24 protein-coding genes are annotated in these 23,311 nt (G+C 72.5%); 17 read left to right on the top strand and 7 right to left on the bottom strand.

Annotation, left to right across the window (positions count from 1 at the left end; translation table 11 throughout):
- Positions 1–53: 53 nt before the first annotated feature.
- The 8 genes from mshB (at position 54) to OHS81_RS11980 (ending at position 9,226) form a co-directional block, all read left to right on the top strand.
- Positions 54–1,040: an N-acetyl-1-D-myo-inositol-2-amino-2-deoxy-alpha-D-glucopyranoside deacetylase gene (mshB, locus tag OHS81_RS12015; RefSeq protein WP_328384776.1), complete on the top strand. Its 987-nt coding sequence runs from the start codon at positions 54–56 to the stop codon at positions 1,038–1,040.
- The gene (locus tag OHS81_RS12010) at positions 1,037–1,609 is read left to right on the top strand and encodes a DUF6113 family protein (RefSeq protein ID WP_328384775.1); all 573 of its coding nucleotides are present in this window, start codon (positions 1,037–1,039) and stop codon (positions 1,607–1,609) included. Before mshB ends, OHS81_RS12010 begins: the two co-directional genes overlap by 4 nt.
- Positions 1,610–1,824: 215 nt before the next feature.
- Positions 1,825–3,996 (top strand): hypothetical protein, encoded by a 2,172-nt coding sequence (locus OHS81_RS12005; protein WP_443058689.1) that lies wholly within the window; start codon positions 1,825–1,827, stop codon positions 3,994–3,996.
- A gap of 244 nt (positions 3,997–4,240) precedes the next feature.
- Positions 4,241–5,212 (top strand): ABC transporter ATP-binding protein, encoded by a 972-nt coding sequence (locus OHS81_RS12000; RefSeq protein ID WP_328384773.1) that lies wholly within the window; start codon positions 4,241–4,243, stop codon positions 5,210–5,212.
- Positions 5,209–5,946 carry an ABC transporter permease gene (locus tag OHS81_RS11995; protein ID WP_328384772.1) on the top strand — a complete coding sequence of 246 codons (738 nt, stop codon included), beginning with the start codon at positions 5,209–5,211 and terminating at the stop codon, positions 5,944–5,946. The genes OHS81_RS12000 and OHS81_RS11995 overlap by 4 nt, the downstream gene beginning before the upstream one ends.
- Before the next feature lie 43 nt (positions 5,947–5,989).
- On the top strand, positions 5,990–7,204 hold the full coding sequence (locus OHS81_RS11990) for a sensor histidine kinase (protein ID WP_328384771.1): 1,215 nt from the start codon (positions 5,990–5,992) through the stop codon (positions 7,202–7,204).
- A gap of 111 nt (positions 7,205–7,315) precedes the next feature.
- Positions 7,316–7,921, top strand: a complete 606-nt coding sequence (locus OHS81_RS11985) for a response regulator transcription factor (protein ID WP_328384770.1) — start codon at positions 7,316–7,318, stop codon at positions 7,919–7,921.
- Between the two features lie 177 nt (positions 7,922–8,098).
- Positions 8,099–9,226 (top strand): PP2C family protein-serine/threonine phosphatase, encoded by a 1,128-nt coding sequence (locus OHS81_RS11980; protein WP_328384769.1) that lies wholly within the window; start codon positions 8,099–8,101, stop codon positions 9,224–9,226.
- On the opposite strand, the gene OHS81_RS11975 is transcribed toward OHS81_RS11980, so the two are convergent.
- Positions 9,193–10,083: a transglutaminase-like domain-containing protein gene (locus tag OHS81_RS11975; RefSeq protein WP_328384768.1), complete on the bottom strand. Its 891-nt coding sequence runs from the start codon at positions 10,081–10,083 to the stop codon at positions 9,193–9,195. The two genes, OHS81_RS11980 and OHS81_RS11975, sit on opposite strands and share 34 nt — an antisense overlap.
- A 17-nt stretch (positions 10,084–10,100) precedes the next feature.
- Positions 10,101–11,216: a GNAT family N-acetyltransferase gene (locus tag OHS81_RS11970; RefSeq protein WP_328384767.1), complete on the bottom strand. Its 1,116-nt coding sequence runs from the start codon at positions 11,214–11,216 to the stop codon at positions 10,101–10,103.
- Positions 11,217–11,356: 140 nt separating this feature from the next.
- On the opposite strand from OHS81_RS11970, the gene fdxA reads away from it, so the two are divergent.
- Together fdxA and dapC are read left to right on the top strand one after the other, a co-directional pair.
- Positions 11,357–11,677: a ferredoxin gene (gene fdxA, locus OHS81_RS11965; protein ID WP_030020287.1), complete on the top strand. Its 321-nt coding sequence runs from the start codon at positions 11,357–11,359 to the stop codon at positions 11,675–11,677.
- 182 nt (positions 11,678–11,859) lie between these two features.
- Positions 11,860–12,987, top strand: coding sequence for a succinyldiaminopimelate transaminase (dapC, locus tag OHS81_RS11960; protein ID WP_328384766.1), 1,128 nt, complete (start codon positions 11,860–11,862; stop codon positions 12,985–12,987).
- Positions 12,988–13,064: 77 nt separating this feature from the next.
- Here dapC and OHS81_RS11955 read toward each other — a convergent pair whose 3' ends face one another.
- Complete coding sequence (locus OHS81_RS11955) at positions 13,065–13,523, bottom strand: ATP-binding protein (protein ID WP_328384765.1); 459 nt, start codon at positions 13,521–13,523, stop codon at positions 13,065–13,067.
- A gap of 301 nt (positions 13,524–13,824) precedes the next feature.
- Positions 13,825–14,751 carry a heavy metal transporter gene (locus OHS81_RS11950; RefSeq protein WP_328384764.1) on the bottom strand — a complete coding sequence of 309 codons (927 nt, stop codon included), beginning with the start codon at positions 14,749–14,751 and terminating at the stop codon, positions 13,825–13,827.
- Between the two features lie 40 nt (positions 14,752–14,791).
- Between OHS81_RS11950 and dapE the strand changes: the two genes are divergently transcribed.
- On the top strand, positions 14,792–15,883 hold the full coding sequence (gene dapE / locus OHS81_RS11945) for a succinyl-diaminopimelate desuccinylase (protein ID WP_328384763.1): 1,092 nt from the start codon (positions 14,792–14,794) through the stop codon (positions 15,881–15,883).
- A gap of 158 nt (positions 15,884–16,041) precedes the next feature.
- Positions 16,042–16,791 (top strand): TIGR00730 family Rossman fold protein, encoded by a 750-nt coding sequence (locus tag OHS81_RS11940; RefSeq protein ID WP_129294324.1) that lies wholly within the window; start codon positions 16,042–16,044, stop codon positions 16,789–16,791.
- 45 nt (positions 16,792–16,836) lie between these two features.
- Here OHS81_RS11940 and folP read toward each other — a convergent pair whose 3' ends face one another.
- Positions 16,837–17,736 (bottom strand): dihydropteroate synthase, encoded by a 900-nt coding sequence (folP, locus tag OHS81_RS11935; protein ID WP_328384762.1) that lies wholly within the window; start codon positions 17,734–17,736, stop codon positions 16,837–16,839.
- A gap of 92 nt (positions 17,737–17,828) precedes the next feature.
- On the opposite strand from folP, the gene OHS81_RS11930 reads away from it, so the two are divergent.
- Positions 17,829–18,266 carry a DivIVA domain-containing protein gene (locus OHS81_RS11930; protein WP_328384761.1) on the top strand — a complete coding sequence of 146 codons (438 nt, stop codon included), beginning with the start codon at positions 17,829–17,831 and terminating at the stop codon, positions 18,264–18,266.
- Entirely contained in the window at positions 18,263–18,871 is a 609-nt protein-coding gene (locus tag OHS81_RS11925; protein WP_328384760.1) for a DNA-3-methyladenine glycosylase I, read from the top strand. The genes OHS81_RS11930 and OHS81_RS11925 overlap by 4 nt, the downstream gene beginning before the upstream one ends.
- Positions 18,872–19,009: 138 nt before the next feature.
- Here the strand turns inward: OHS81_RS11925 and OHS81_RS11920 are convergent, their stop codons facing one another.
- Positions 19,010–19,810, bottom strand: coding sequence for an enoyl-CoA hydratase/isomerase family protein (locus tag OHS81_RS11920; protein ID WP_088799774.1), 801 nt, complete (start codon positions 19,808–19,810; stop codon positions 19,010–19,012).
- Positions 19,811–20,143: 333 nt separating this feature from the next.
- On the opposite strand from OHS81_RS11920, the gene OHS81_RS11915 reads away from it, so the two are divergent.
- Entirely contained in the window at positions 20,144–20,311 is a 168-nt protein-coding gene (locus OHS81_RS11915; RefSeq protein ID WP_006603288.1) for a DUF3117 domain-containing protein, read from the top strand.
- A gap of 245 nt (positions 20,312–20,556) precedes the next feature.
- Here the strand turns inward: OHS81_RS11915 and OHS81_RS11910 are convergent, their stop codons facing one another.
- On the bottom strand, positions 20,557–21,153 hold the full coding sequence (locus OHS81_RS11910) for an O-methyltransferase (RefSeq protein ID WP_443058842.1): 597 nt from the start codon (positions 21,151–21,153) through the stop codon (positions 20,557–20,559).
- Between the two features lie 372 nt (positions 21,154–21,525).
- On the opposite strand from OHS81_RS11910, the gene sigE reads away from it, so the two are divergent.
- Positions 21,526–22,218, top strand: a complete 693-nt coding sequence (gene sigE / locus OHS81_RS11905; protein WP_328384758.1) for an RNA polymerase sigma factor SigE — start codon at positions 21,526–21,528, stop codon at positions 22,216–22,218.
- On the top strand, positions 22,215–23,240 hold the full coding sequence (locus OHS81_RS11900) for a zf-HC2 domain-containing protein (protein WP_328384757.1): 1,026 nt from the start codon (positions 22,215–22,217) through the stop codon (positions 23,238–23,240). The genes sigE and OHS81_RS11900 overlap by 4 nt, the downstream gene beginning before the upstream one ends.
- The last annotated feature ends 71 nt before the right edge of the window (positions 23,241–23,311 follow it).

The raw sequence follows: 23,311 nt of genomic DNA, 5'->3' as shown, positions 1-23,311 counted from the left end.
GGCGGCCGGGATCGCCCGTGGGAGGCGGGGCGGGCGGCTCGTAGGCTGTCGGTATGAGTCCTCAGCCCGCCCCGTCCCGGTCGGTCCCCTCCGGGGGAAGCGCTTCGCGCCCGGCTTTCTCCCGCCGGCTGCTGCTGGTGCATGCGCACCCCGACGACGAGTCGATCGTCAACGGCGTGACCATGGCCAAGTACGCGGCCGAAGGTGCGCTGGTCACCCTGGTGACCTGCACGCTCGGCGAGGAGGGCGAGGTTATCCCGCCCGAGCTCGCGCATCTCGCGCCGGACCGTGACGACACCCTCGGCCCGTACCGCGCCGGCGAGCTGGCCGCCGCGATGGAGGCCCTGGGCGTCACGGACCACCGCTTCCTCGGCGGGCCGGGCCGCTACCGGGACTCCGGGATGATGGGCGCGGTGCAGAACGAGCGTCCTGAAGCCTTCTGGCAGGCCCCGCTCGACGAGGCGGCCGCCGATCTGGTGGCCGTGATCCGCGAGGTCAGGCCGCAGGTCCTGGTCGCCTACGACCCGCATGGCGGATACGGTCACCCCGATCACATCCAGGCCCACCGGGTGGCGATGCGTGGCGCCGAGCTGGCCGCCCAGGCGGATTTCCGGCCCGAGCTGGGCCGTGCGCATGCGATCGGGAAGATCTACTGGAACTGCACCCCCCGGTCCGTGGTCGAGGAGGGCTTCGCGCGGCTGCACGCGGCCGGTCACCCTTTCCCCGGAGTCGCCACCGTCGACGATGTGCCGGGCGTGGTGCCGGACTCCGAGGTCACGGCTGCCCTCCACGGCGATCCTGCGCAGATCGCCGCCAAGACCGCGGCGATGCGGGCGCACTACACCCAGATCGCGGTCGACGGGCCGTTCTTCGCGCTCTCCAACGACTTGGGCCAGCCGCTGTTCGGCTCGGAACACTATCGGCTGGTGCACGGTGTCCCGGGCGCCGCGGTGGGCGCACACGAGGACGATCTTTTCGCGGGTGTGGGTGAAATGGCGGGTATGGAGGAGAGTGTCCGTATCGAGGAGGTGGCCGAATGAGTACGGCGAAGGGCGGCGGGGGCGACGCCGAAGGAAACGGACGGGCGGCCGCCGGTAAGAGCGGTGCGGCCTCCGGTGGCAAGAGTGGCGCGGGCTCCGGCAAGGGGCAGCGGTCCAGGGCGGGCTCGGGCGGCGCGCCCGGTGCGCGGTCCGGTGCCCCCGTGGTGCCGCGGGCCGGTGCCGCGCTGACCGCGCCGCTGACGCCGGGCCGGGTGGGCATATATGTGCTTCTTCTGGTCACGGGCGTGCTGGTCGCCTTCGCCGGAACGCTGGTGCAAGCGGCCTGGTTCCCCGGCGGGTTGGTGCTGGCGCTGGCCGGTGTCGGCGGCCTCTTCTACGGGGGTGTCCGGGCGACCGGCACCTCCGCGGGCGTGCTGGTGCCCGGCGGGGCCTGGCTGGTGACGGTGTTCCTGCTGCTCAGCAATGTCCGGCCGGAAGGTGACTTTCTTTTCGGTGCGGGGATCGGCTCGTACATCTTCCTGCTGGGCGGCATCCTGGTCGCTGTGATCTGCGCCACCGCCGCCCAGATGCGTACGACGGGCGCCCGGTACGGGCGAGTTGGCGGATGACCCGGCCCATACCGGGACGGATGCCGCGCGGGCCGGGGTGAACGGACCGGGTACCGGGGGTTCGCCCGTGGCGGCGGTGTTCGTACGCTCCCCGGGTGCCCGCCCGCGGCGGACAGTATGGTGGTGCGCGCCGTCGCGCCGCCCTGGGGGCACCCCCCGGCCTGTGGCCGGGGATCATCTCTGACGAGCGGCGGAGCCAACCGGGAGAACCTGCTTTGAGTCGTGAATCTGACAGTTCGTCCTCCGGCCCTCAGGGCCGTGGCGGAGCCGCGTACCCATCAGGGACGCCGCCGTACGGCTCGCCCAGGGGAGATGCCGACGAGGCGCCGGCGCCCGGTGCCGCGGCGCAGCCGGAGGAGCCCAAAACCGAGACCACACTGACGACGCGGATCAAGATCAATATTCCGGGGTCGCGCCCCATCCCGCCGGTCGTCGTGCGCAAGCCCGTCGGTGAGGAGTCCGGCATGAACGGATCGGCTGCATCCGGCGGTCCCGCCGCATCGCGCGGTACGCCCCGCCCTGCCCGCGGCAGCGAGCGGAACGCGGAGCGCACGGCGAACACCCCCCGGCCCGAGGCCCCGGCGGACGAGGCCCCCGCGGCCGGCCGGCCCGGCCAGGGCGAGAAGACCAGCGACTGGTTCGCGCCGCGCAAGTCGCAGGGCGGATCCGGCGGGCAGTCCTCCACCGGCTCCCATGCCGTGCCGCCCGCCCCGGGTGGTGCGACCCCGCCGGGTGCCCCGTCCGGCGCCAAGCCGCCGCAGCGCCCCGACCTCCCGTACTTCTCCGACAGCCCGGCTCCGCAGGACGGCGCTTCGCCGTTCGACAGCGGTGCCCGGACCGGCGGAGGTGCGCGCCAGGGCGGCGGCTCGCCGTTCGACAGTGGTCCGCGCGGCGGCGGTTCGCCGTTCGACGGTGCGGGCTCCGGCGGCGGTACGCCGTTCGACGCCCCCGCCGGGCCCGCGCGTGACCACACCCCGTTCGACGCCCCGGGGGGCGGCCCGACCGGGCCGAACGGCCCGACGACCGGGCCGGCGCGCGGCAACTCCGCGCTCAACCTCCCGCCCGGCTTCAGCGACCCCGGCACCGGCAGCACGCCCCGGATCGACGACACCGCGGAGCTCACCCCGCAGCCGCCGGCGCCGCTCGCCGGGCCGGGCAGCGGCCTCGGTGCGCCCGGCGGTGTCACGGGCGGGCTGCCCGGCGGGCCGAAGGGCACGACGCCCCGCGGCCCTCAGGGCAAGGGCGGCGCACAGGGCCCCCAGGGCGGCGGCCGCGACCGGGTGTCCGGCGACACGCTGGTCAGCGGCATCCCGAAGGTGCCCGGAGCCGACGGGCCGCCGGCGCCGCCGTCGCCGTTCGCGGCCTCCCCGGCCGATGACGGCGACCGGGCCGCGCCGAAGCCGCGGCCCAAGATCCCCGAGCCGATCAACCCGCCCAAGACGGGCCGCAACAAGCTCGTCCTCGCGGGCGTGGCCGTGGTGGTCCTGGCCGGTGTCGCCTACGGTGCCGGACTGCTGCTCGACCACGCCGACGTGCCCAACGGCACCACCGCGCTGGGTGTGGACATCGGCGGCACCACCAAGGAAGACGCCGTCAAGAAGCTGGAGGCGGCGCTCAAGGGCCGCCGCGCCACACCGCTCAAGCTCACCGTGGACGGCAAGGCCGCGACCCTCGAACCCGACAAGGCCGGCCTGGACATCGACCCGCAGGCGACGGTCCGCAAGGCGGCCGGCCGGGACTACAACCCGGTCTCCGTCATCGGCTCGCTGTTCGGCGGCACCCGCCCGGCCGAGCCGGCGGTGGTCGTCGACGACGAGAAGCTGCAGATCGCGCTGGAGAACGCCGCGGGGCCCGCGGGCGCCGCCAAGGACGGCGGGATCACCTTCGAGAACGGCAAGGCGGTGCCGCACTACGGCGTGCCCCACAAGGCGATCGATGTGAACGCCTCCAAGAAGAAGGTCACCGACGCCTACCGCAACCGCGCCACGACCGGCACCGACGCACCGGTGGTGCTGGCCGCGAGCACGCAGCAGCCGCAGGTCGACAAGGCCGCGGTGAACAAGGCGATGAAGCAGTTCGCCGAGCCCGCGATGTCCGGCCTGGTGACGGTCCGTACGGATGCGGCGCACACGGTCTCCTTCAGCCCGCAGAAGTCCATCCCGAAGTTCCTGTCGTTCAAGATCGTGGACGGCGGTCTGGTGCCGTACTACGACCGTCCGGCCCTCAAGGTGCTCTACGGCGACACCTTCAACGGCGTCACGGTGACCAAGGGCGACGGCTCCAAGCACCCGGTCAGCGTCGAGGAGGTGGCGAGCGCCGTCGGCAAGGCGCTGCTCGGCACCACCCCGGCCGAACGGGTCCAGACCATCGCCACGAACGGCAGCTGAGCATGGACACGAGCGGCGGCTGAGCATCGCTGCGCACGGCAGCCGGCCGCCGCCGCGAACGGCAGCCGACCGCCGAGCGAAGCACAACCAGCGACGCGAAACCGCAGGTAAGAGGCCCCCGCAGGGCGTCTTCCCGGAATCCCCGGAGAAGACCCCTAGGGGGCCTCACCCATGACAGATGTCATGCCACAGTGCATACAGCCGACACTGCCGCGCGCGGGCCGGATCCCGGAAGCTGAAGCACATGACGACCACAGCGACCACCAGACCCACCACCGCGCAGGGGGCGGACCGGGCACCCGTGGTCAGCTTCCGGCAGGTCAGCAAGAGTTACGGCGCGGTGCGCGCGGTGGCCGGCCTGGATCTGGAGCTGTCCCCGGGAGAGACCGTCGCACTCCTCGGCCCGAACGGCGCGGGCAAGTCCTCGACCCTCGACCTGCTCCTCGGCCTGCGCAACGCCGACTCCGGCAGTGTGACCCTCTTCGGCACGACCCCGCAGCGCGCCATCGCGCAGGGCAGGGTCGGCGCGATGCTGCAGAGCGGCGGCCTGATGGAGGGCGTCAAGGTCAAAGAACTGGTCACGCTCGCCCGCGATCTGCACCCGCGCGGCTATCCGCTCGACCGGATCCTGGCCACCGCCGGTATCACCGACATCGCCGACCGCCTGGTCGACAAGCTCTCCGGCGGCCAGGAGCAGCGGGTGCGCTTCGCCCTTGCCACGGCCGGCGCCAATGACCTGATCGTGCTGGACGAGCCGACCACCGGTATGGACGTCTCCGCCCGGCAGACCTTCTGGGGCGCGATGCGCCGGCAGGCCGAGCAGGGCCGTACGGTCCTCTTCGCCACGCACTACCTCGAAGAGGCCGACGAGATTGCCGACCGGGTGATCGTGCTGCACCGCGGCCGGGTGCTCGCCGACGGCACCGCCGCCGAGATCAAGGCCAGGGCGGGCGCCCGCAGGGTCAGCTTCGAGCTCGACGCGCCGGTCGACCGCGAGGCGCTGCAGAGCCTGCCGTCCCTGGCCGCCCTGGAGGTCTCCGGACGCACGGTCCGCATCCGGTCCCATGACGCCGATGCCACCGTCCACGCCCTCTACGGCCTCGGCCTGCGTCCGCACCACCTCGAAGTCACCGGCCTCGGTCTGGAGCAGGCCTTCATCGCCCTGACCACCGCTTCCGACGCGACCCCCGCCACCGCCGAGGAGGCGGCCCGATGACCACCCTGATCAAGCTGGAGATCACCCGCGCACTGCGCAACAAGAAGTTCCTCTTCTTCTCGGTGATCTATCCGCCGGCGCTGTACCTGATCATCGCCGGCGGCGCGGACAGCAAGCCGATCCCCGGGATGAAGCTGGACATGGCGCTCTATTTCATGGTGTCCATGGCCACACTCGGCGCCATGACCGCCGTGCTGATGGGCAACAGCGAGCGCATCGCCAAGGAGCGGGAGACGGGCTGGGTGCGGCAGCTGAGGCTGACGGCCCTGCCCGGACGCGGTTATGTCGCCGCCAAGATGGCCTCCGCCGCGACTGTCAGCCTGCCGTCGATCCTGCTGGTCATGATCGTCGCCGCGGCGGTCAAGGGCGTACGGCTCGAAGCCTGGCAGTGGATCTCCATCGCCGCCGGCACCTGGCTCGGCAGCTTCGTCTTCGCCGCCCTGGGCGTCGCCATCGGCTATCTGGCCACCGGTGACGCGGTCCGTCCGATCACCATCCTGTGCTACTTCGGCCTGGCCCTCCTCGGCGGCCTGTGGATGCCGCTGACGAGCCTGCCGCAGTGGGCGCAGAACATCGCGGAATGGCTGCCGACGCATGCGTACACCGCGCTCGGCACCGCCGTGGAGGCCGGTGAGGCACCGCATGTGAAGGACATGGCCATACTGGCCGGGTATCTGCTGGTCTTCGCCGGTGGCGCGGCCTGGCTCTACCGCAAGGACACCCGGAAGGCGTGAGGCACGGGAGATGGAGAGCGAGCCCTGGGCCGGGGGCGGCCCCATGAGGATCGGGCAGGCGCCCCGCAACCGCCGCCAGGCGGTCGCCAAGACGATGTGGGTCGGCGTCTGGCTGCTGTATCTGGCCGGGCCGGTGGGCCAGCTGCTGCAGCCCGGTGTCCCCGCCGCCGAGCGGGTCTGGGGCGGCCTGGGGCTCACCCTCTTCTCGCTCTCCTACTTGCTGCTGGTCTTCCGGCACATGTGGCGGAAGATGACCAGCCTGCTGCAGTACGGCGCGCCGGCCCTGATGCTGGCGCTGGCCACCGCGCTCTCGTGGACGCTGGGCTTCTCCTGGCTGGTGCTGTTCATCTTCACCAACGTGGCCTGTGCCGTGGTGCTGCCCTGGCAGCAGTCCCGCTGGGCCATCCCCCTGGTGACCGTGGTGCTGCTCGCCGTCGGGGCGCGCTATCCGGAGATCCGCGGCTACTACCTCTTCGCCTACGGCCTGCCCGCGCTGGGCAGCGGCTTCATGATGATCGGAGTGCAGCATCTGATCCGTACGACCACGGAGCTGCGTGACGCCCGCCAGGAGGTCGCCCGTCTCGCCGCCAACGACGAGCGGCTGCGCCTCGCCCGCGATCTGCATGACCTCCTCGGCCACTCCCTCTCGCTGATCACGCTCAAGAGCGAGCTGGCCGGACGGATGCTGCCCGACCGGCCGTCCGACGCCGCCCGGCAGATCGCCGACATCGAGCAGGTCAGCAGGCAGGCGCTGGTCGATGTGCGGGAGGCCGTCACCGGCTATCGCCGACCGCGGCTCGCCGTCGAACTCGCCGGGGCGCGGACCGCGCTGCGTACCGCGGGGGTGCACGTCACCGCCGACCCCGCGCTGGAGGGCGAATACCGCGGGCTCGCGACCGATGCGGAGAGCGCGCTGGCCTGGGCGCTGCGGGAGGCCGTGACCAATGTCGTACGGCACAGCGGCGCCCACCGCTGCGAGCTGCTGCTCGCCGAGGAGTGGGAGGCCGACGAGCGCTGCTGTCTGTGCCTGACGGTGATCGACGACGGCGCCGGCCCGCCCCGCACCCAGCACGACGGCAATGGCCTCAGCGGCCTGCGCGAACGCCTCGCCCTGGCCGAAGGCCGCCTGGAAACCGGACCTGCCCCGCGCGGCCGCGGCTTCGCCCTCCGGGCCTACGTACCCCTGGTCGCGGCCCCGAGGAGCGCCGCCGCCCGCGCCCCGGAGATATCCCCCGAGCCCGCCACCGACCCGGCGTAGGAACGCGGCCCGGCGTACACACGCGGCCCCGCGCAGGCGCATGGGACGCACCGGCCCATGCGCCAACAGGCCCACTCCTCCCGCTCCCCCATACGGCTTAAGGTGACCTGCATGATCAGACTGCTGTTGGCGGAGGACCAGTCGATGGTCCGGGAGGCGCTGGCCGCGCTGCTGTCGCTGGAGGACGATCTGGAGGTCGTGGCACAGGCGGCGCGCGGGGACGAGGTGCTGGTGGCGGCGCGCGCCCACGCCGTGGACGTCGCCCTCCTGGACATCGAGATGCCCGGCATCAGCGGACTGGACGCCGCGGCCGTGCTGCGTGACGAGCTGCCCGGCGTGAAGGTCGTCATCCTCACCACCTTCGGCCGCCCCGGCTATCTGCGCCGCGCGATGGAGTGCGGCGCCGATGCCTTTCTGGTCAAGGACGCCCCGGCGGCCCGGCTCGCCGAGGCGGTACGGCGTGTACTGCGCGGCGAGCGCGTCATCGACCCGGTGCTGGCCGCGGCCGCGCTCGCCGACGGCGCCAGCCCGCTGACCGAGCGCGAGCGGGAGGTGCTGCGGACCGCCGCCGACGGCTCCACCAACGCCGAGATCGCCGACGCCCTGCACCTGTCCCAGGGCACGGTCCGCAACTACCTCTCCACGGCCATCCAGAAGACCGGCGCCCGCAACCGCGCGGAGGCGGTCGCCACGGCCCGCGACAAGGGCTGGCTGTAGAAGCCCGGAAGCCCGGAAGCCCGGAAGCCCGGAAGCCCGGAAGCCCGTGCCTGGCCCCGGACTCGGAAGCCCGGCCCGGCGCCCAGCCCCGCCACGGGAGCCGCCCCCGCCGCGGGAGCCGCCGGGGACCTTGGCCCCTGTGCGGTGCCGGGCGGCGTCCCGCACTCTTGAAGTGTTATGCCTGCCGACCGGCAGACGGAGAGCAACCGCCTTGCTCCCGCGCTGCTCATCCTTGCGATCTTCGTCGTCGCGGTCCTGGACGCCACGACCAGCCCTGAGCTGCACATCTCGGCCTTCCTGGGCATTGCCCCGCTGTACGCCGCGCTGCGCTGTTCGTTCCGGGTGACACTCCTGGTGGCCGCCGTCTTCGTGGTGTGTCTGATCCCCGTCGACCTCTTCACGGTGCCCGACTGGGCTCCGGCCAGCCGGGTCGTCAGCATCTTCGGCGTGGTCCTGGTGGCGGTCTTCTCCCTGGTGCTGTGCCGCACCCGCCTGCAGCGTGAGGCGCTGCACGCCCGTACGCGCATGGTGGCCGACGCGGTGCAGCGGGCGATGCTGCGCGAGCTGCCGCTCAGCGCGGGCGCGGTCGAGGCGTACGGCTTCTATGTCTCCGCCCAGGAGGGGGCCCGGGTCGGCGGCGACATCTACGAGGCCATCGAGACCCCGCACGGGCTGCGGCTGATGATCGGCGATGTGCAGGGCAAGGGCATGCCGGCGATCGGGGCGGGCCTGGAGGTGCTGGCGTCGTTCCGGGAGGCCGCCCAGCATGTGGACTCGCTGGAGGAGGTGGCCGAGCGCATGGAGCAGGCGCTGACCCGCCACAACACCCGCTCGGTCGAGCAGGGCGCCGACGAGCGCTTCGTCACGGCGCTGCTGATGGAGGTGCGCGACCCGGTCGGTCTGCCGCAGGGCCGGGTGCTGTCCTGCGGCCATATCCCGTACTACCTGGTGCGCGACGGCAAGGTCTACGAACGCCGGGAGGGCGAGGGCGGGCTGCCGCTCGGCCTGGGCGCGCTCAGCGGCGAGCCCCGGCACAGCGTCCGGGTGCACCCCGAGCCCGACGACTGGCTGGTGCTGTGCACGGACGGGGTGACCGAGGCGCGCGGCAAGGACGGCGCGTTCTACCCGCTGGCCGAACGGCTGGCCGGGTGGACGGACCTGGAGCCCGCCGAGCTGGCCCGTACCCTCCGCGCCGACCTGGAGAGCTTCACCGACGGCGGGCTCAAGGACGACGCGACCGCGCTGGTCGTCCGCCGCAGCCCCGCCGCCGCTCAGTTGAGCATGGCTCGCGCCGCGGCGGCCTGACGCCGTATCGCCTTCGCACCGGCCGGGTCGACCGTCTCCACCACCCGGGCGTACTCCTCCAGCTCGGCCGCCCCGGCAAGGAACTCCCCGCGCCGGACGAGCAGCTGGGCGCGCTCCAGGCGCAGCCGCGCCGGATGGCTCGGCAGCAGCAGCGACAGCTCCAGCGCCCACAGCTGCACCGCGCTGTGCTCCGGGCGCGCCTGCGCCCAGGCCCGGATGTTGTTGAGCACCCGCAGCACGATCTCCAGCGGATCGGCGGGCGTCATCATCCGCGCGTTCAGCGGCTCACCGGTCGCGCCGGTGACCAGCAGCCCCGCGTCCTCCTCGGTGAGCAGCCGCCCGCCCGCGAACGGATCGGCCAGGACATGCGCACCGGCAGGATCACCGAAGCCGACGACGAAGTGACCCGGCAGGGCCACCCCGTAGACGGGTGCGCCGGCCCGCCGCGCCACCTCCATCCACACCACCGACAGCAGGATCGGCAGGCCCCGGCGCCGCCGCAGCACCTCGTGCAGCAGCGAGGACTCCAGCCGCCGGTAGTCGGCGGGGGAGCCGCCGAAGCCGCAGCGGGTGCCGAGCAGCTCGGCGAGGTTGCGGGCCCAGGCACCGGGGCCGCCGGCCGGGGAGTACGGGAGGAGCCCGGCCAGCCGGTCCAGCTCGATCTGGACCGCGTCGAAACCCGCCTCGTCCAGCGCGGGGTCGGCCTCGGCGCCGATCAGCAGGCACAGCACCGCCAGATCGGGCCGCTCGGCGCGCGCGGCGTCGGCGAACTGCCGCCGCCGTGCGGCCCGGCCGCCGTCCGGCTCCGGCTCGGGTTCCGGCTCGGGGTCGGGTCCGGGCCCGGGTGCGTGGGACATGGCAGAGGGCTCCCCGTTCAGTGCCGGCCGCCGCCCGGCAGGGCCCGCCGGTAGTGGTAGCCGTGGTGGTCGGTGAAGCCGAGCCGGTCGTAGAACGCGAGCGCGCCCGTGTTGTCCGCCTCGACCTGCAGATACGCGGCCGAGGCACCCTCTGTGAGGGCCCGCTCGGCGAGCGCCGCCATCACCCGGGTGGCCAGCCCCCGGCGCCGTGCGGCCGGTGCCACCTCGACCGCCGCGAAACCCGCCCAGCGCCCGTCGACGACCAGCCGCCCGATCGCCGCCGCCTGGCCGTCCGCGTCGTGCACCGTCGCGAACCACACCGAGGGCCCGCCGGTCAGCACCTTCAGGGCGTCCCGTGCGGCCTTGCCGGTCGGGACGCCCTCGCCGGTCCGGTGGTACAGCGCCAGCCAGTCCGCGCCCGGTTCCCGGGACAGGGCGACGCGGGCGGGGGCAGCTCCGGCGGAGCTTGGGGGAGTGTCCGTGGCGTCGGTGTCGAGGTCGGCGAGCGGTGCCAGCGCCGCGATCCGGACCCGGGTGTGCCGCTCGGCGGCCCAGCCACGCTCCGCCAGCGCCGCGGCCAGCTCCTCGTCGGTGCCGGCCTGTCCGGTGGCGACCGTGATCACCGTCGGCAGCCCGCGCGCGTCATACCACCGGCCGATCCGCTCCAGCGCCGTGTCCAAGGGGACGCCAGGGTCGCCGAGCGGCAGGACGGAGTTGGCGCGGCGGGTGAAACCCCCGGAGGCCCGCAGTGTCCATTCCCCGAGCGGCTCCGTCTCCGCGGCGGGCCAGCCGCGGGCGGCGATCCGCTGGAGTTCCAGGGCGGTGGCCGACGGGCCCCGGCGGCGGGCCGGTGCCGTCGAGGCGTGGCCCGAAGATCCTTGCGGGGCGGCGGACGGGCGACGGGCGGGCACGACCTTGGCCGCCACCAGCGAGGACTCCTCGATCCTGACGCATTCACCATTGCGTCGTGTGATGCTCAGCACACCTTCATCCCAGGATGTGAGAACCCCGACCGCGTCCGTGAACGCCGGCTCCCCCGCTCCGCCCCCGGTCAAGCGCCGGACGGATACCCTTTTGCCCACGTCAGCACGGGTGATGCGGACTTCCGCGTGGCCGCCGGCCAGGAATTCCATCGCTCAAACCGCCCCTCTTGTTCGTCTCGCGCCCGGGAACGGAGATACTAGATGGCGGGCATCGACGACGCCGCGCTCCCGCGCGCCCAGCGGCGGTACTGCCAATCGGTCCGCCGGCCCTACCGAGGAGGAACGACAGCGTGACCTACGTCATCGCGCAGCCTTGTGTCGACGTCAAGGACAAGGCGTGCATCGAGGAGTGCCCGGTCGACTGCATCTACGAGGGCAAGCGGTCCTTGTACATCCACCCGGACGAATGCGTCGACTGTGGTGCCTGTGAGCCGGTCTGCCCGGTCGAGGCGATCTTCTACGAGGACGACACCCCGGAGGAGTGGAAGGACTACTACAAGGCGAATGTGGAGTTCTTCGACGAGCTCGGCTCGCCCGGTGGTGCCAGCAAGCTCGGCCTGATCGAGCGCGACCACTCCTTCATCGCGGCCCTTCCGCCGCAGAACCAGTAACGACGCGAGGCCCAAGGGGGAGCAGCCCGCCCGCTCCCTCTCGCCTCCGATGTCGTCGGGGGCACCTCCCGGTGTGAGCCGGGAGAGGTCGCACGGCGCCACCCGGTCCCGTACGGCCAGCCCGCCGTACGGGACCGGCGCGTTGTGCGCCGGGTTCCGGCACCACTGAGAAAGAGAGCACCGTGGGCGCAGCACCGTCCTCCCGCCCTTCCAGGGAGTCGCTCCGCGACCGTCTTCCGGACTTCCCCTGGGACCGGCTGGAGCCGTACAAGGCCACCGCCGCCGCACACGCCGACGGCATCGTCGACCTGTCCGTCGGCACCCCGGTCGACCCGGTCCCCGCGCTGGTCCAGCAGGCATTGACCGCGGCGGCCGACAGTCCCGGCTATCCGACGGTGTGGGGGACGGCCGCGCTGCGCGACGCGCTCACCGGCTGGGCGGCCGACCGCCTCGGCGCCCGGGGACTGGAGCACGCCAACGTGCTGCCGGTCGTCGGCTCCAAGGAGCTGGTCGCCTGGCTGCCGACCCAGCTGGGCCTGGGCCCCGGTGACAAGGTCGCCTACCCGCGGCTGGCCTACCCGACGTACGAGGTCGGCGCCCGCCTGGCCGGCGCCGAGCCGGTCGTCTACGACGAGCCCTGGGAGCTGGACCCCAGCGGCCTGAAGCTGCTCTGGCTGAACTCGCCGTCCAACCCGACCGGCCGGGTGCTCGGCGCCGACGCACTGCGCCGCGCCGTCGCCTGGGCACGCGAGCACGACGTGCTGGTCGTCAGCGATGAGTGCTACCTGGAGCTGGGCTGGGAGGCCGACCCGGTCTCCGTGCTGCACCCGGACATCTGCGACGGCTCCCCCGACGGGCTCATCGCCGTCCACTCCCTCTCCAAGCGCTCCAACCTCGCCGGCTACCGCTCCGCCTTCCTCCTCGGCGACGCCGCGGTCCTCGGCGACCTGCTGCAGATCCGCAAGCACGGCGGCATGATGATCGCTGCGCCGGTGCAGGCCGCCACCGTCGCGGCGCTGGGCGACACCGCCCATGTCGCCGAACAGCGCGAGCGCTACGCCCGCCGCCGTACCGCACTGCGCGGCGCCTTCGAGGCCGCGGGCTTCCGCATCGAGCACAGCGAGGCCTCGCTCTACCTCTGGGCGACCCGCGACGAGTCCTGCTGGGACACCGTCGGCGACCTCGCCAAGCGCGGCATCCTGGTCGCCCCCGGCGACTTCTACGGCACGGCGGGGGAGCGGTTCGTACGGATCGCCTTCACCGCCACCGACGAGCGGGTTGCCGCGGCGGTGCGCAGGCTGGCGCAGTGAGCCGCAGCTGACCACGCGCAGGGGCCCGGGGAGAGCGAACTCCCCGGGCCCCTGCGCGTCTGCGGGCGGACGGCCGGTCAGCGGCCGCCGAGCGGAAGGCCGCCGAGCAGGCCCTGAGCCGGCGCGAGCAGGCCCTTGGAGGACCCGACCAGGCCCTTGGCCGCCTCGAGCGGCAGCGTGTTGGTCGAGACGCCGTGCTTGGCGATCGGGCGGACCATGCCCTCCGCCTTGTCGGCGGCACTCCGGGTGACCGGCATGGCCTTCTTCACGACCGGGCCGGCGGTCTCCACGAGCGCCGGGGCGAGCTTCGTCGCCGCCTTGTTGCCGGCCTCGTTCACCAGGCCGACGCCGTGGCGCGCGGTGTGGTCCAGGGTCCGGCTGGTGTTCTGGGAGTCCAGGGGCGCCGTCAGCCCGCCCAGTGTCTTGGCGGGCAGATCCGCGGCGCTCGCGGAGCCGGCCGCAGCGACCACGGGAGCGGCACCCGCTGCAACGAGCAGGGCGGCTCGGGCGATCCGACGCGTAACGGGGTGGGACATGGTGCTCCTTTTACGGAGAAGGACTCGTACTTCTGACAGATGTGCCATATCCGCCTGGCGGACGCCCTGACTACCGCGTCAGAACCCCGAAGGTTGCGGTGAACTCCGGTAAAGAGTTGGTAACGCGTCACATAATCGGGCCTGGATAAAGAAGGGCAATATACGCATGACCTGATGGGCTGCGGAAACGTCACAGCCCTTTGCGTGCAAGGGAATTGGCGGGGTGCGCGAAAGCGCGGGGCCAACTTCCCTGTGGCTTAAGCGAATTGCTGCCCGTACCCCTCCCGGGGGACCCGGCAAACTATTGCTCGGTGATGATACGAACGTCGCGCGCGGACGCCGCGGAAGCGGCCGGCTTCTGCTGCCAGCCCTTCCCCGAATCGGCCGCGGTCCACGTCCGGCCGGCGTAAGAGATCTGTTCGATGTGCAGCTCGGCGGAGTGCGCCATCGCCCACGTCGCCAGCTCCCAGCCGCGCCGAGGGGTGTCCCCCACGGCCATCGCACCGGCCGCCCGCACCGGTATCGTCACCCCGCGCCCGTCGCCCGCGGTGCGGCCGCCGGCGCCCGTCCGCGGCAGCACCCGGGGGCCGAACTCCCGCAGCAGCTTCTCCCGCACCTTCGCCGCGCCGCCCGCCCTGCTGTCCACCGGGCGGCTCTCGGCGCAGGTCATCGCACCCTCGTCGCGGCCGGTGAGCGCCCCGGTCAACTGCGCGGCGTTCGCCTCGTGTTTGGCGTAGGCCTGCGGATAGCCGCTGTGCTGCACCCGCTGTGCGGCGACGGTCAGCGGGAGCCGGGAGTAGCCGGGCACGTTCGCCAGATGCCGGTAGAATTCCCCGGCCGAGTAGACCGGATCCATGATCTTCTGCACGGTGCCCCAGTCCTGCGACGGCCGCTGCTGGAAGAGCCCGACCGAATCCCGGTCACCGAAGTCGATATTGCGCAGCCCCGACTCCTGCATCGCGGTCGCCAGCGCGATGGTCACCGCCCGCTCCGGCAGCCCGCGCGAGGACGCCACGGCCGCGATCGTCGCGGCGTTCGCGGCCTGCTCGGGGGAGAGCTCGTAGGCCTCGGCATCGCCCGCGCCGCGCACCGTGCAGCGCGGTGCCCCCGGGCCGCCGGTGATGTACTGCACCGCGAGATAGCAGGCCAGTCCGATCAGCACGGCGACGGCCGCGGCAATACGCCACGGGCGGGTGCGACGGACGGAGGCTGAGGGCTGCGCGGACACGCGCCTACCGTACTGGAGTGCTGCGGATAGGGTCGGATCCATGGAGCGCCGCACAGACCACCCCGCCCTCGACCTGTCGCTCGACGCCGCCGCGCTCACCGCGCAGCTCGTCGACTTCCCTTCCGAGAGCGGCAACGAGAAGGACCTCGCCGACGCCGTCGAGCACGCCCTGCGCGGGCTCGGGCACCTGACCGTCGACCGCCACGGCAACAACGTCGTGGCCCGCACCCACCTGGGCCGCGACGAGCGGGTGGTGCTCGCCGGGCACCTCGACACCGTGCCGATCGCCGGCAACGTCCCCTCCCGGCTGGACGAGAACGGCGTCCTGTGGGGCTGCGGCACCTGCGACATGAAGTCCGGCGTCGCCGTCCAGCTGCGGATGGCCGCCACGGTCCCGGCGCCCAACCGCGACCTGACCTTCGTCTTCTACGACCAGGAAGAGGTCGCCGCGCACCTCAACGGGCTCGGCCATGTCGCCGACGCCCACCCCGACTGGCTCGCCGGTGACTTCGCCGTCCTCCTGGAGCCCTCCGACGGCCAGGTGGAGGGCGGCTGCCAGGGCACCCTGCGGGTCCTGCTGCGCACCACCGGTGAGCGCGCGCACTCCGCCCGCAGCTGGATGGGCGGCAACGCGATCCACGCCGCCGCCCCGATCCTGGCCGAGCTCGCCGCCTACGAGCCGCGCCGCCCGGTCATCGACGGCCTCGAATACCGCGAAGGCCTCAACGCCGTACGCATCGAGGGCGGCGTCGCCAACAACGTCATCCCCGACGCCTGCACGGTCACCGTGAACTTCCGCTACGCGCCGGACCGCACCCCCGACGAGGCGCTGGCCCATGTACGCGAGGTCTTCGCCGACTGCCCGGTGGACGAGTTCGTCGTCGACGACCACTCCCCGGGCGCGCTGCCCGGACTGTCCCACCCGGCGGCCAAGGCCTTCATGGAGTCCGTCGGCGGCAGCGCGATGCCCAAGTTCGGCTGGACCGATGTCTCGCGCTTCAGCGCTCTGGGCGTCCCGGCTGTCAACTACGGCCCCGGCTACTCGCTGCTGGCGCACAAGAAGGATGAAAGGGTCGAAATCGACCGCATTCTCCACTGCGAGGAGCGGCTGCGCGCCTGGCTGACCGCCTGACCGCCTGACCGCCTGACCGCCTGACCCGCCCGGCGCCGACCCGGGGGCCGGCCCCCGGGTCGGCCCGACTGCACGCCTCCGCACCGAATTCCCCTGCGCTTCACGTCCGCGGATCTACGCTGAAACGGCAAACGATCTGCCAGCGGAGGGAGCACGACATGGCCAGTCCCGAGGGAGCACCGGTCCCCGAGGAGCAGCGGCTGGGTCCCGTACTGCGCCGCCAGGACCAGGTGCGGACCGGCACCACGGACCAGCGTCTGCTGGACTCCGAAGGCCCCTCCGAGTGGGTGCACACCGATCCCTGGCGCGTGATGCGCATCCAGTCGGAGTTCGTCGAGGGCTTCGGCGCGCTGGCCGAGCTGGGCCCGGCCGTCAGTGTCTTCGGCTCCGCCCGTACGCCGCGTGACTCCAAGGAGTACGACGCCGGCGTGCGGATCGGCCGGGCCCTGGTCGACGCCGGTTTCGCGGTGATCACCGGCGGTGGCCCGGGTGCCATGGAGGCCGTCAACAAGGGCGCCAACGAGGCCGGTGGCACCTCCGTCGGGCTGGGCATCGAGCTGCCCTTCGAGCAGGGCATGAACGAGTATGTGAACCTCGGCGTCGACTTCCGCTACTTCTTCGTCCGCAAGACGTGCTTTGTGAAGTATGCCCGCGGGTTCGTGGTGCTCCCCGGCGGGCTCGGCACCCTCGACGAGCTCTTCGAAGCGCTCACCCTCGTCCAGACCCGTAAGGTCACCCGCTTCCCGATCGTGCTGTTCGGGACGTCCTACTGGAGCGGACTGGTCGACTGGCTGCGCGACACCCTCATCGCCGAGGGCAAGGCGTCGATGCACGACCTGGAGCTCTTCCACCTCAGCGACGACGTGGACGAGGCGATCGCGCTGGTGACCAAGGAGGTCGGGATCTAGGACGATCCGGGACGTGTCCGCACAGTCCCGCCCGGCCCGGATTCCTCAGGCCAGTCCCCGGCGGGCGACCGCCGGGGGCCGGTGGCCGGCGATCGAGGCCACCATGTCCAGCACCTGCCGGGTCTCGGCGACTTCGTGGACCCGGTAGACCCGGGCGCCCAGCCAGGCCGAGACGGCGGTGGTCGCGAGGGTGCCGAGCACCCGTTCCTTGACCGGCCGGTCAAGCGTCTCGCCGACGAAGTCCTTGTTGGAGAGCGAGACCAGCACCGGGAAGGGGGCGTCCCCTGCCCCGGCGAAGCCGAGATCCCGGGGAACGGCCTGCGTCATCTCGTCCAGCCGGCGGGTCGCCTCCAGGCTGTGCCGGGTGTTCTTCCCGAAGTCGTGCCCCGGATCGATCATGATCGCGTCGCGCCGGACGCCCAGCTCAACGGCCCGCTCCGCGAGGCCGAGCGTCACCCGCAGGATGTCGTCCAGCACGTCGTCGTAGGTCACCCGGTGCGGGCGGGTGCGCGGCTCGGCGCCGCCCGCGTGCGTGCACACCAGGCCCACGTCGTAGCGCGCCGCGACCTCGGCGAGCCGCGGATCGGCCCCGCCCCAGGCGTCGTTGAGCAGATCCGCGCCGGCCTCGCACACCGCCTCGCCGACCTCGTGGCGCCAGGTGTCGACGCTGATCACCACATCGGGGAAGCGCTTGCGGACCTCGGCCACGAACCCGACCGTGCGGCGGGCCTCCTCCTCGGCGCTGACCTCCTCGCCGGGGCCGGCCTTGACGCCGCCGATGTCGATGATCGCGGCACCGTCGGCCACCGCCTGTTCCACGCGGGCCAGCGCGGGTTCGTCACGGAACGTGGCGCCCTGGTCGTAGAACGAGTCCGGTGTCCGGTTGACGATCGCCATGATCACCGGCTCGTGCGCCCCGAACTCGCGATTCCCCAGCCGCAGCATTCCCGTACTCCCTCTCCGTGGTCCGGGAGCGACCCTAACTGTCACACCCGCATGGCACGATCAGTGCAGGCACATAGTCCGGGGAGTTGGTCGTGTTCTGGTTCTTGCTGATCGCGATGGTCGTGGTGGTGGCAGCCGTCACCCTCGTGGTCGTCGGCGGCGGTGACGGCGGTGGGCTGCGGGATTCCGAGCCGGACCGGCTGTACGACCCGCTGCCGGAAGCCCGCCCGGTGGCCCGCGCCGATGTGGAAGCCGTGCGCTTCCCGGTGACCGTCCGTGGATACCGGATGAACGAGGTCGACGACGTCCTGGACCGCCTGGGCGCCGAGCTGGCCGAGCGCGACGCCCGGATCGCCGAGCTGGAGGCGGCGCTGGCCGGTGTGCACGCTTCCGCCATGGGCGGCCCGGGGCTCATACAGGACGGCCCGCCCCTGCTCGGGCCGATGGAGGAGAAGCGGCTCGCCCCGGAGAAGGACCGGCAGCCGCCCGAAGGCCCCGGGGCGGCACCGGAGAGCGGGGACCGGGCATGAGCGGCGTGGTGACCGAACCGGATGGCATCCCGCGCTGCCCGTGGGGGATGGAGTCGGCGCAGATGGCCGACTACCGCGCCTACCACGACACCGAATGGGGCCTGCCGGTCCACGGCGACGACGCCCTCTTCGAGCGGATGAGCCTGGAGGCGTTCCAGTCCGGGCTCTCCTGGATCACGATCCTGCGCCGCCGCCCCGGCTTCCGCGCCGCGTTCGCCGGCTTCCGGATCGCCGAGGTGGCGCGGTTCACGGACGCGGACGCCGAGCGGCTGCTCGCCGACCCGGGCATCATCCGCAACCGCGCCAAGATCGCCGCGACGATCAACAACGCCAAGATCGCCGCCGAACTCGCCGCGGGCGAGCTCGATGAGCTGATCTGGTCCTACGCCCCCGACCGGGCCGGCCGGCCGGTGCCGCGGACCGTGAGCGATCTGCAGCCGGTGACCCCGGAGTCGACGGCGCTCGCCAAGGACCTCAAGAAGCGCGGCTTCCGCTTCGTCGGCCCGACCACCGCCTACGCGATGATGCAGGCGTGCGGCCTGGTCAACGACCATCTGGCGGACTGCCATGTCCGCCGGGCCGTGGAAGCGGCGGCGGCCGGCTGACCCGGCCCGGACGGACGGGCCGCCGGTCGGAGCGGACGGAAAGCCGGCCGGGGCCGACGGGGCCGGGCCGACGGGGCCGCTTCGCCGGGAGCCGGGTCGGCTACACCGGGTCGCCGACCCCCGGTCGCCGACGCCGGGTCAGCGTCCCAGGAAGACCGGCTTCTCCTTCTTCACGAAGGCCTCGACCGCGATCGCGTGGTCCTCCGACGCTCCCGCCCGGCCCTGCAGCTCGTCCTCCTTGCCGAGGGTTTCGGCGAGCGAGTGCCCCGCCCCGTAGGCCAGCGACTCCTTGATCGCGGCATAGGCGGCGGTCGGACCCTGGGCCAGCCGGCGGGCGACGGCCGCGGCCGTCGCGGCCAGCTCGTCGGCCGGCACCACCTTGTTGGCGATGCCCAGGTCGTACGCCTCCTGGGCGCTGATGTTGCGCGGGAAGAGCAGCAGATCGGCCGCCCGGCCATGGCCGATCAGCCGCGGCAGCGTCCAGGACACCCCGGAGTCGGCGGTCAGCGCGACGCCCGCGAAGGAGGTGTTGAAGGACGCGGTGTCGGCGACCACGCGGTAGTCGGCGGCCATGGCGAAGCCCGCACCGGCGCCCGCGGCGACCCCGTTGACGCCCGCGACCACGGGCTTGGGCATCTCGGTCAGCGCCGTCACGATGGGGTTGTAGTGCTCACGCACGGTGTTCATGGTGCCGCCGGAGCCGGTGGCCCGGTCCTCGGCCAGCAGTCCGATGTGCTCCTTGAGGTCCTGCCCGACGCAGAAGGCGCGCCCGGTGGCGGTCAGCAGAACGGCGCGTACGGCCGGATCGGCGGCGGCCTCCTTCAGGGTGTCCCGCAGCAGGACCTTCGCCTCGATGTTCAGCGCGTTCATCGCGTCGGGGCGGTTGAGAGTGATCGTCGCGAGTCCGTCGGTCACGTCATAGAGCACGGTGTCGGCCATAGTGGGAGTCCCCTCCGTCGCGGCTCGGACTGCTCGTCAGCGGCAGCCAGCGCTCAGGATGCCGGAGATCATCGGGCCTCGGCATGTGACGTACATCAAAGATTGCGGGCGCGCCGGAGGTCGGCGGGCGGAGAAGTATTGCAGCCACCTCCCCGAATTGAGGGGGTTTGCGGGAGCGGGTTGCCGAAGGGATGCGGCCCGATGTTGGTCATCGGGTCGTTCGATGCGGGATAATGGCCTGGAAGCAATCTGTTCGATGCCGGTGACACGTGCCTATCCGGGCCGTCGGCTGAGATGAGCTTGATTGAGCTGGTTTCAGGAAGGGGAACGAGCATGGCGGCCATGAAGCCGCGGACGGGCGACGGCCCGCTCGAGGTGACCAAGGAGGGGCGGGGCATCGTCATGCGCGTTCCGCTCGAAGGCGGCGGGCGGCTCGTCGTCGAGCTGACCCCCGACGAAGCCAAGGCCCTGGGTGAGGCCCTGGACAAGGTCACCGTCTGACAAGGGCGGCGCAACCGGCGGTTTCCCGGGGCTGACCCCGGTATCCCCAGCCGAATTACCCCGGCCCCGGCAGGTGGCACGCGCCAAGGCGCGCCATGTGCCGGGGCCGTTTGCATGTCCGGGCGCCGGGGCCGGGCCGGGTCCGGGGGGCGGGTCTGTGACCTGCGGCCTGTGACCTGCGGCCTGTGACCTGCTGCCTGTGACCTGCGGCTTGTGGCCTACGGCGGCCGGGAGACCGGGGCCGGTCAGCCGCGCTTGACCGCGCACAGCAGGCCGTCGCCGACCGGCAGCAGGGCCGGTACCAGCGTGGTGCTCTCCCGGACGGCCCGCAGCAGCTCCCGCAGCCGCAGCACCTCGGCGGGCTGCAGCGACGAGTCGACCGTACGGCCGTCGGCGAAGACGCCCTCGAAGCAGACCAGGCCGCCGGGGCGCAGCAGACGCAACGATTCAGCGAGGTATTCCAGGCACTCCATGAGGTCGCCGTCGCAGAACACGAGGTCGTAGCCGCCGTCCGCGAGACGGGGCAGTACGTCCAGCGCGTGGCCCGGAATGAAGCGGGCGCGGTTCCCGGCGAAGCCGGCCGCACGGAACGCCTGCTTGGCGAAGGTCTGCCGCTCCGGTTCGAGATCCACGGTGGTCAGCACCCCGTCGGGCCGCATGCCGTGCAGGAGATAGATGCCCGACACGCCCGTGCCGGTGCCGATCTCGGCAACCGCCTTGGCGTCGGCGGCGGCCGCGAGCAGGCGGAGGGCCGCGCCGGTGCCGCTCGTCACCGTACGGATGCCGGCTTCGCGCGCGCAGTCGCGGGACCACAGCAGGGCGGTCTCGGCGCTGTCGTCGATGGTCCCGGCGCCGTACGCCTCGGCGAAAGCCAAGCTCGTCTGCCGGTTGCCGGTAATGGCCCTCTCCTGTCCCCGTAGTTGACGCAACCGTGACTGTATCCGCTGCGTCCGGGAACCCGCAGATGGGACCGGACGTTAAGGATGGGAAGGGGATGACGGGGGGATGCACCGGTGAAGACCGCGCGTGACACGAATCATGAACAGAAGCAGGACCAAATGCAGGTCAAAACTGCTTATCCGGAGCTAACGGGCGAGGTGGATATGGTAGGGGCTCTACTGGACACCACCAGAGCCACCAGGGGAGGTGCGGCTGCGGCGGGTGACCGAGGAGTGCTGAGGCGCTTGAAAAGGTCGTTCGCCGAGCCGAAATCCGTGACAGACACTGCTGACCGTTCCCGCCCCCATGGCCAGAAGGCCAAGGGAGGGGCCCCCGTCGCCGACTCCGCAACCACCGCGACCTTTGCCGCAGACGCGGATGCGCAGGCGTGGACTCCGCCCAGCTGGGAGGAGATCGTCAGCACCCACAGCGCACGGGTCTACCGCCTCGCCTACCGCCTCACCGGCAATCAACACGACGCCGAGGACCTCACCCAGGAGGTGTTCGTCCGCGTCTTCCGCTCGCTGTCGACGTACACCCCCGGCACCTTCGAGGGCTGGCTGCACCGGATCACCACCAACCTCTTCCTGGACATGGTCCGCCGCCGTCAGCGCATCCGCTTCGACGCGCTCGGTGACGACGCCGCCGAGCGGCTGCCCAGCCGCGAGCCCTCGCCCCAGCAGGTCTTCAACGACACCCATTTCGACGCCGATGTGCAGCAGGCGCTGGACACCCTTGCGCCCGAGTTCCGGGCCGCCGTCGTCCTGTGCGACATCGAGGGCCTGTCGTACGAGGAGATCGCCGCCACGCTCGGTGTCAAGCTCGGCACGGTCCGCAGCCGGATCCACCGTGGCCGCTCCCACCTGCGCAAGGCCCTCAAGCACCGCGCCCCGGGCACCCGTGCCGAGGAGCGTGAGCAGCGGCGGTCGTTGGCCGTGGTGCCCACGGGGGAGGTCGGAATCGCGTGAGCGGCAGTGGCGGTCCGTCCCCCGCCGAGCAGCATCTCGGCGACCGCCTCGCGGCCCTGGTCGACGGCGAGTTGGGGCATGACGCACGCGAGCGGGTGCTCGCGCATCTTGCGACATGCGGACGGTGCAAGGCAGAAGCCGACGCCCAGCGTCGGCTGAAAAGCGTATTCGCCGAGACGGCACCCCCCGGTCCTTCCGAGGGGCTGCTGGCACGACTGCAGCAACTGCCCGGTGGCGATCCGGACGGTCCCGGCAGCCGCCTTGGCAACGGCAGCCGCCTTGGCAACGGCAGCAGGCTCGGCAACGGCAGCTTCGGGCGCGGCGGATTCGGACGTGGTGAGTTCGCACGACGTGGCGAGTTCGTCCGCGGCGGTGACGCGTTCGGCTATGTCCCCTCCGGCACTCACTCCGGCCATCCCATGGCGGCGGTCCCCCTGCAGCCCCGCGGGCGCGGCTTCCGGTTGCAGGAGAGCTACCGGCCCGCGCAGCGGCGCCGGTTCGCCTTCGCGGCGGCCGGTGCGGTCTCCCTCGCGGCCTTCGCGCTGGGCGGTGCCCTCCCGCTGGAGGCGGCGGTCGATCTGCCCGGCGGACGCGTCGACGGCGGCGGCACGGCCGTCACCCCGCTCAGCGTCAGCCCGGCGGCCGACGCCGGTGCTCTCCTGCGTGGTGCGGAATTTCCCGCCAAGAATTCCCGGTCCGGTGCCTGGCAGCCGTCCGGCGGCCCGACCATGGCCCCGGCCCCCAGCGCCATGACCCTGTACGGCCCCACCGCGGCACCCCCCTCCCCGCAGTCCCCGGCGCCGGCGCCCGCCCAGGCCGGCCGCTTCGGACTGTCGCCCCTGATAGCCGCGACGGGTCCGGCCTCGGCGTCCTACCTCGCGCCCCTGGTGGCCGGTGCCGGCGCCGCCCCTGTGCGGAAGAACCCGCCCGCGCTCCCGCCCCTGGAGCCCATGCGCCCGCTGACCGGTTCCGCGGTCGTGGCCGCCCCCTCCGTCTCTGGCTCAACACCGGCCCAGCGCTGACCGTCTCCTGCGCAGCCCCGCGGGGAACTGGTTGAATCCCTGTGGGCGGCGCACCCCTGACCGGGCGCGTA

It is taken from the genome of Streptomyces sp. NBC_00400 (assembly GCF_036048035.1).
Classification (GTDB): domain Bacteria; phylum Actinomycetota; class Actinomycetes; order Streptomycetales; family Streptomycetaceae; genus Streptomyces.
This window is presented reverse-complemented; position numbering and strand designations above follow the sequence as displayed.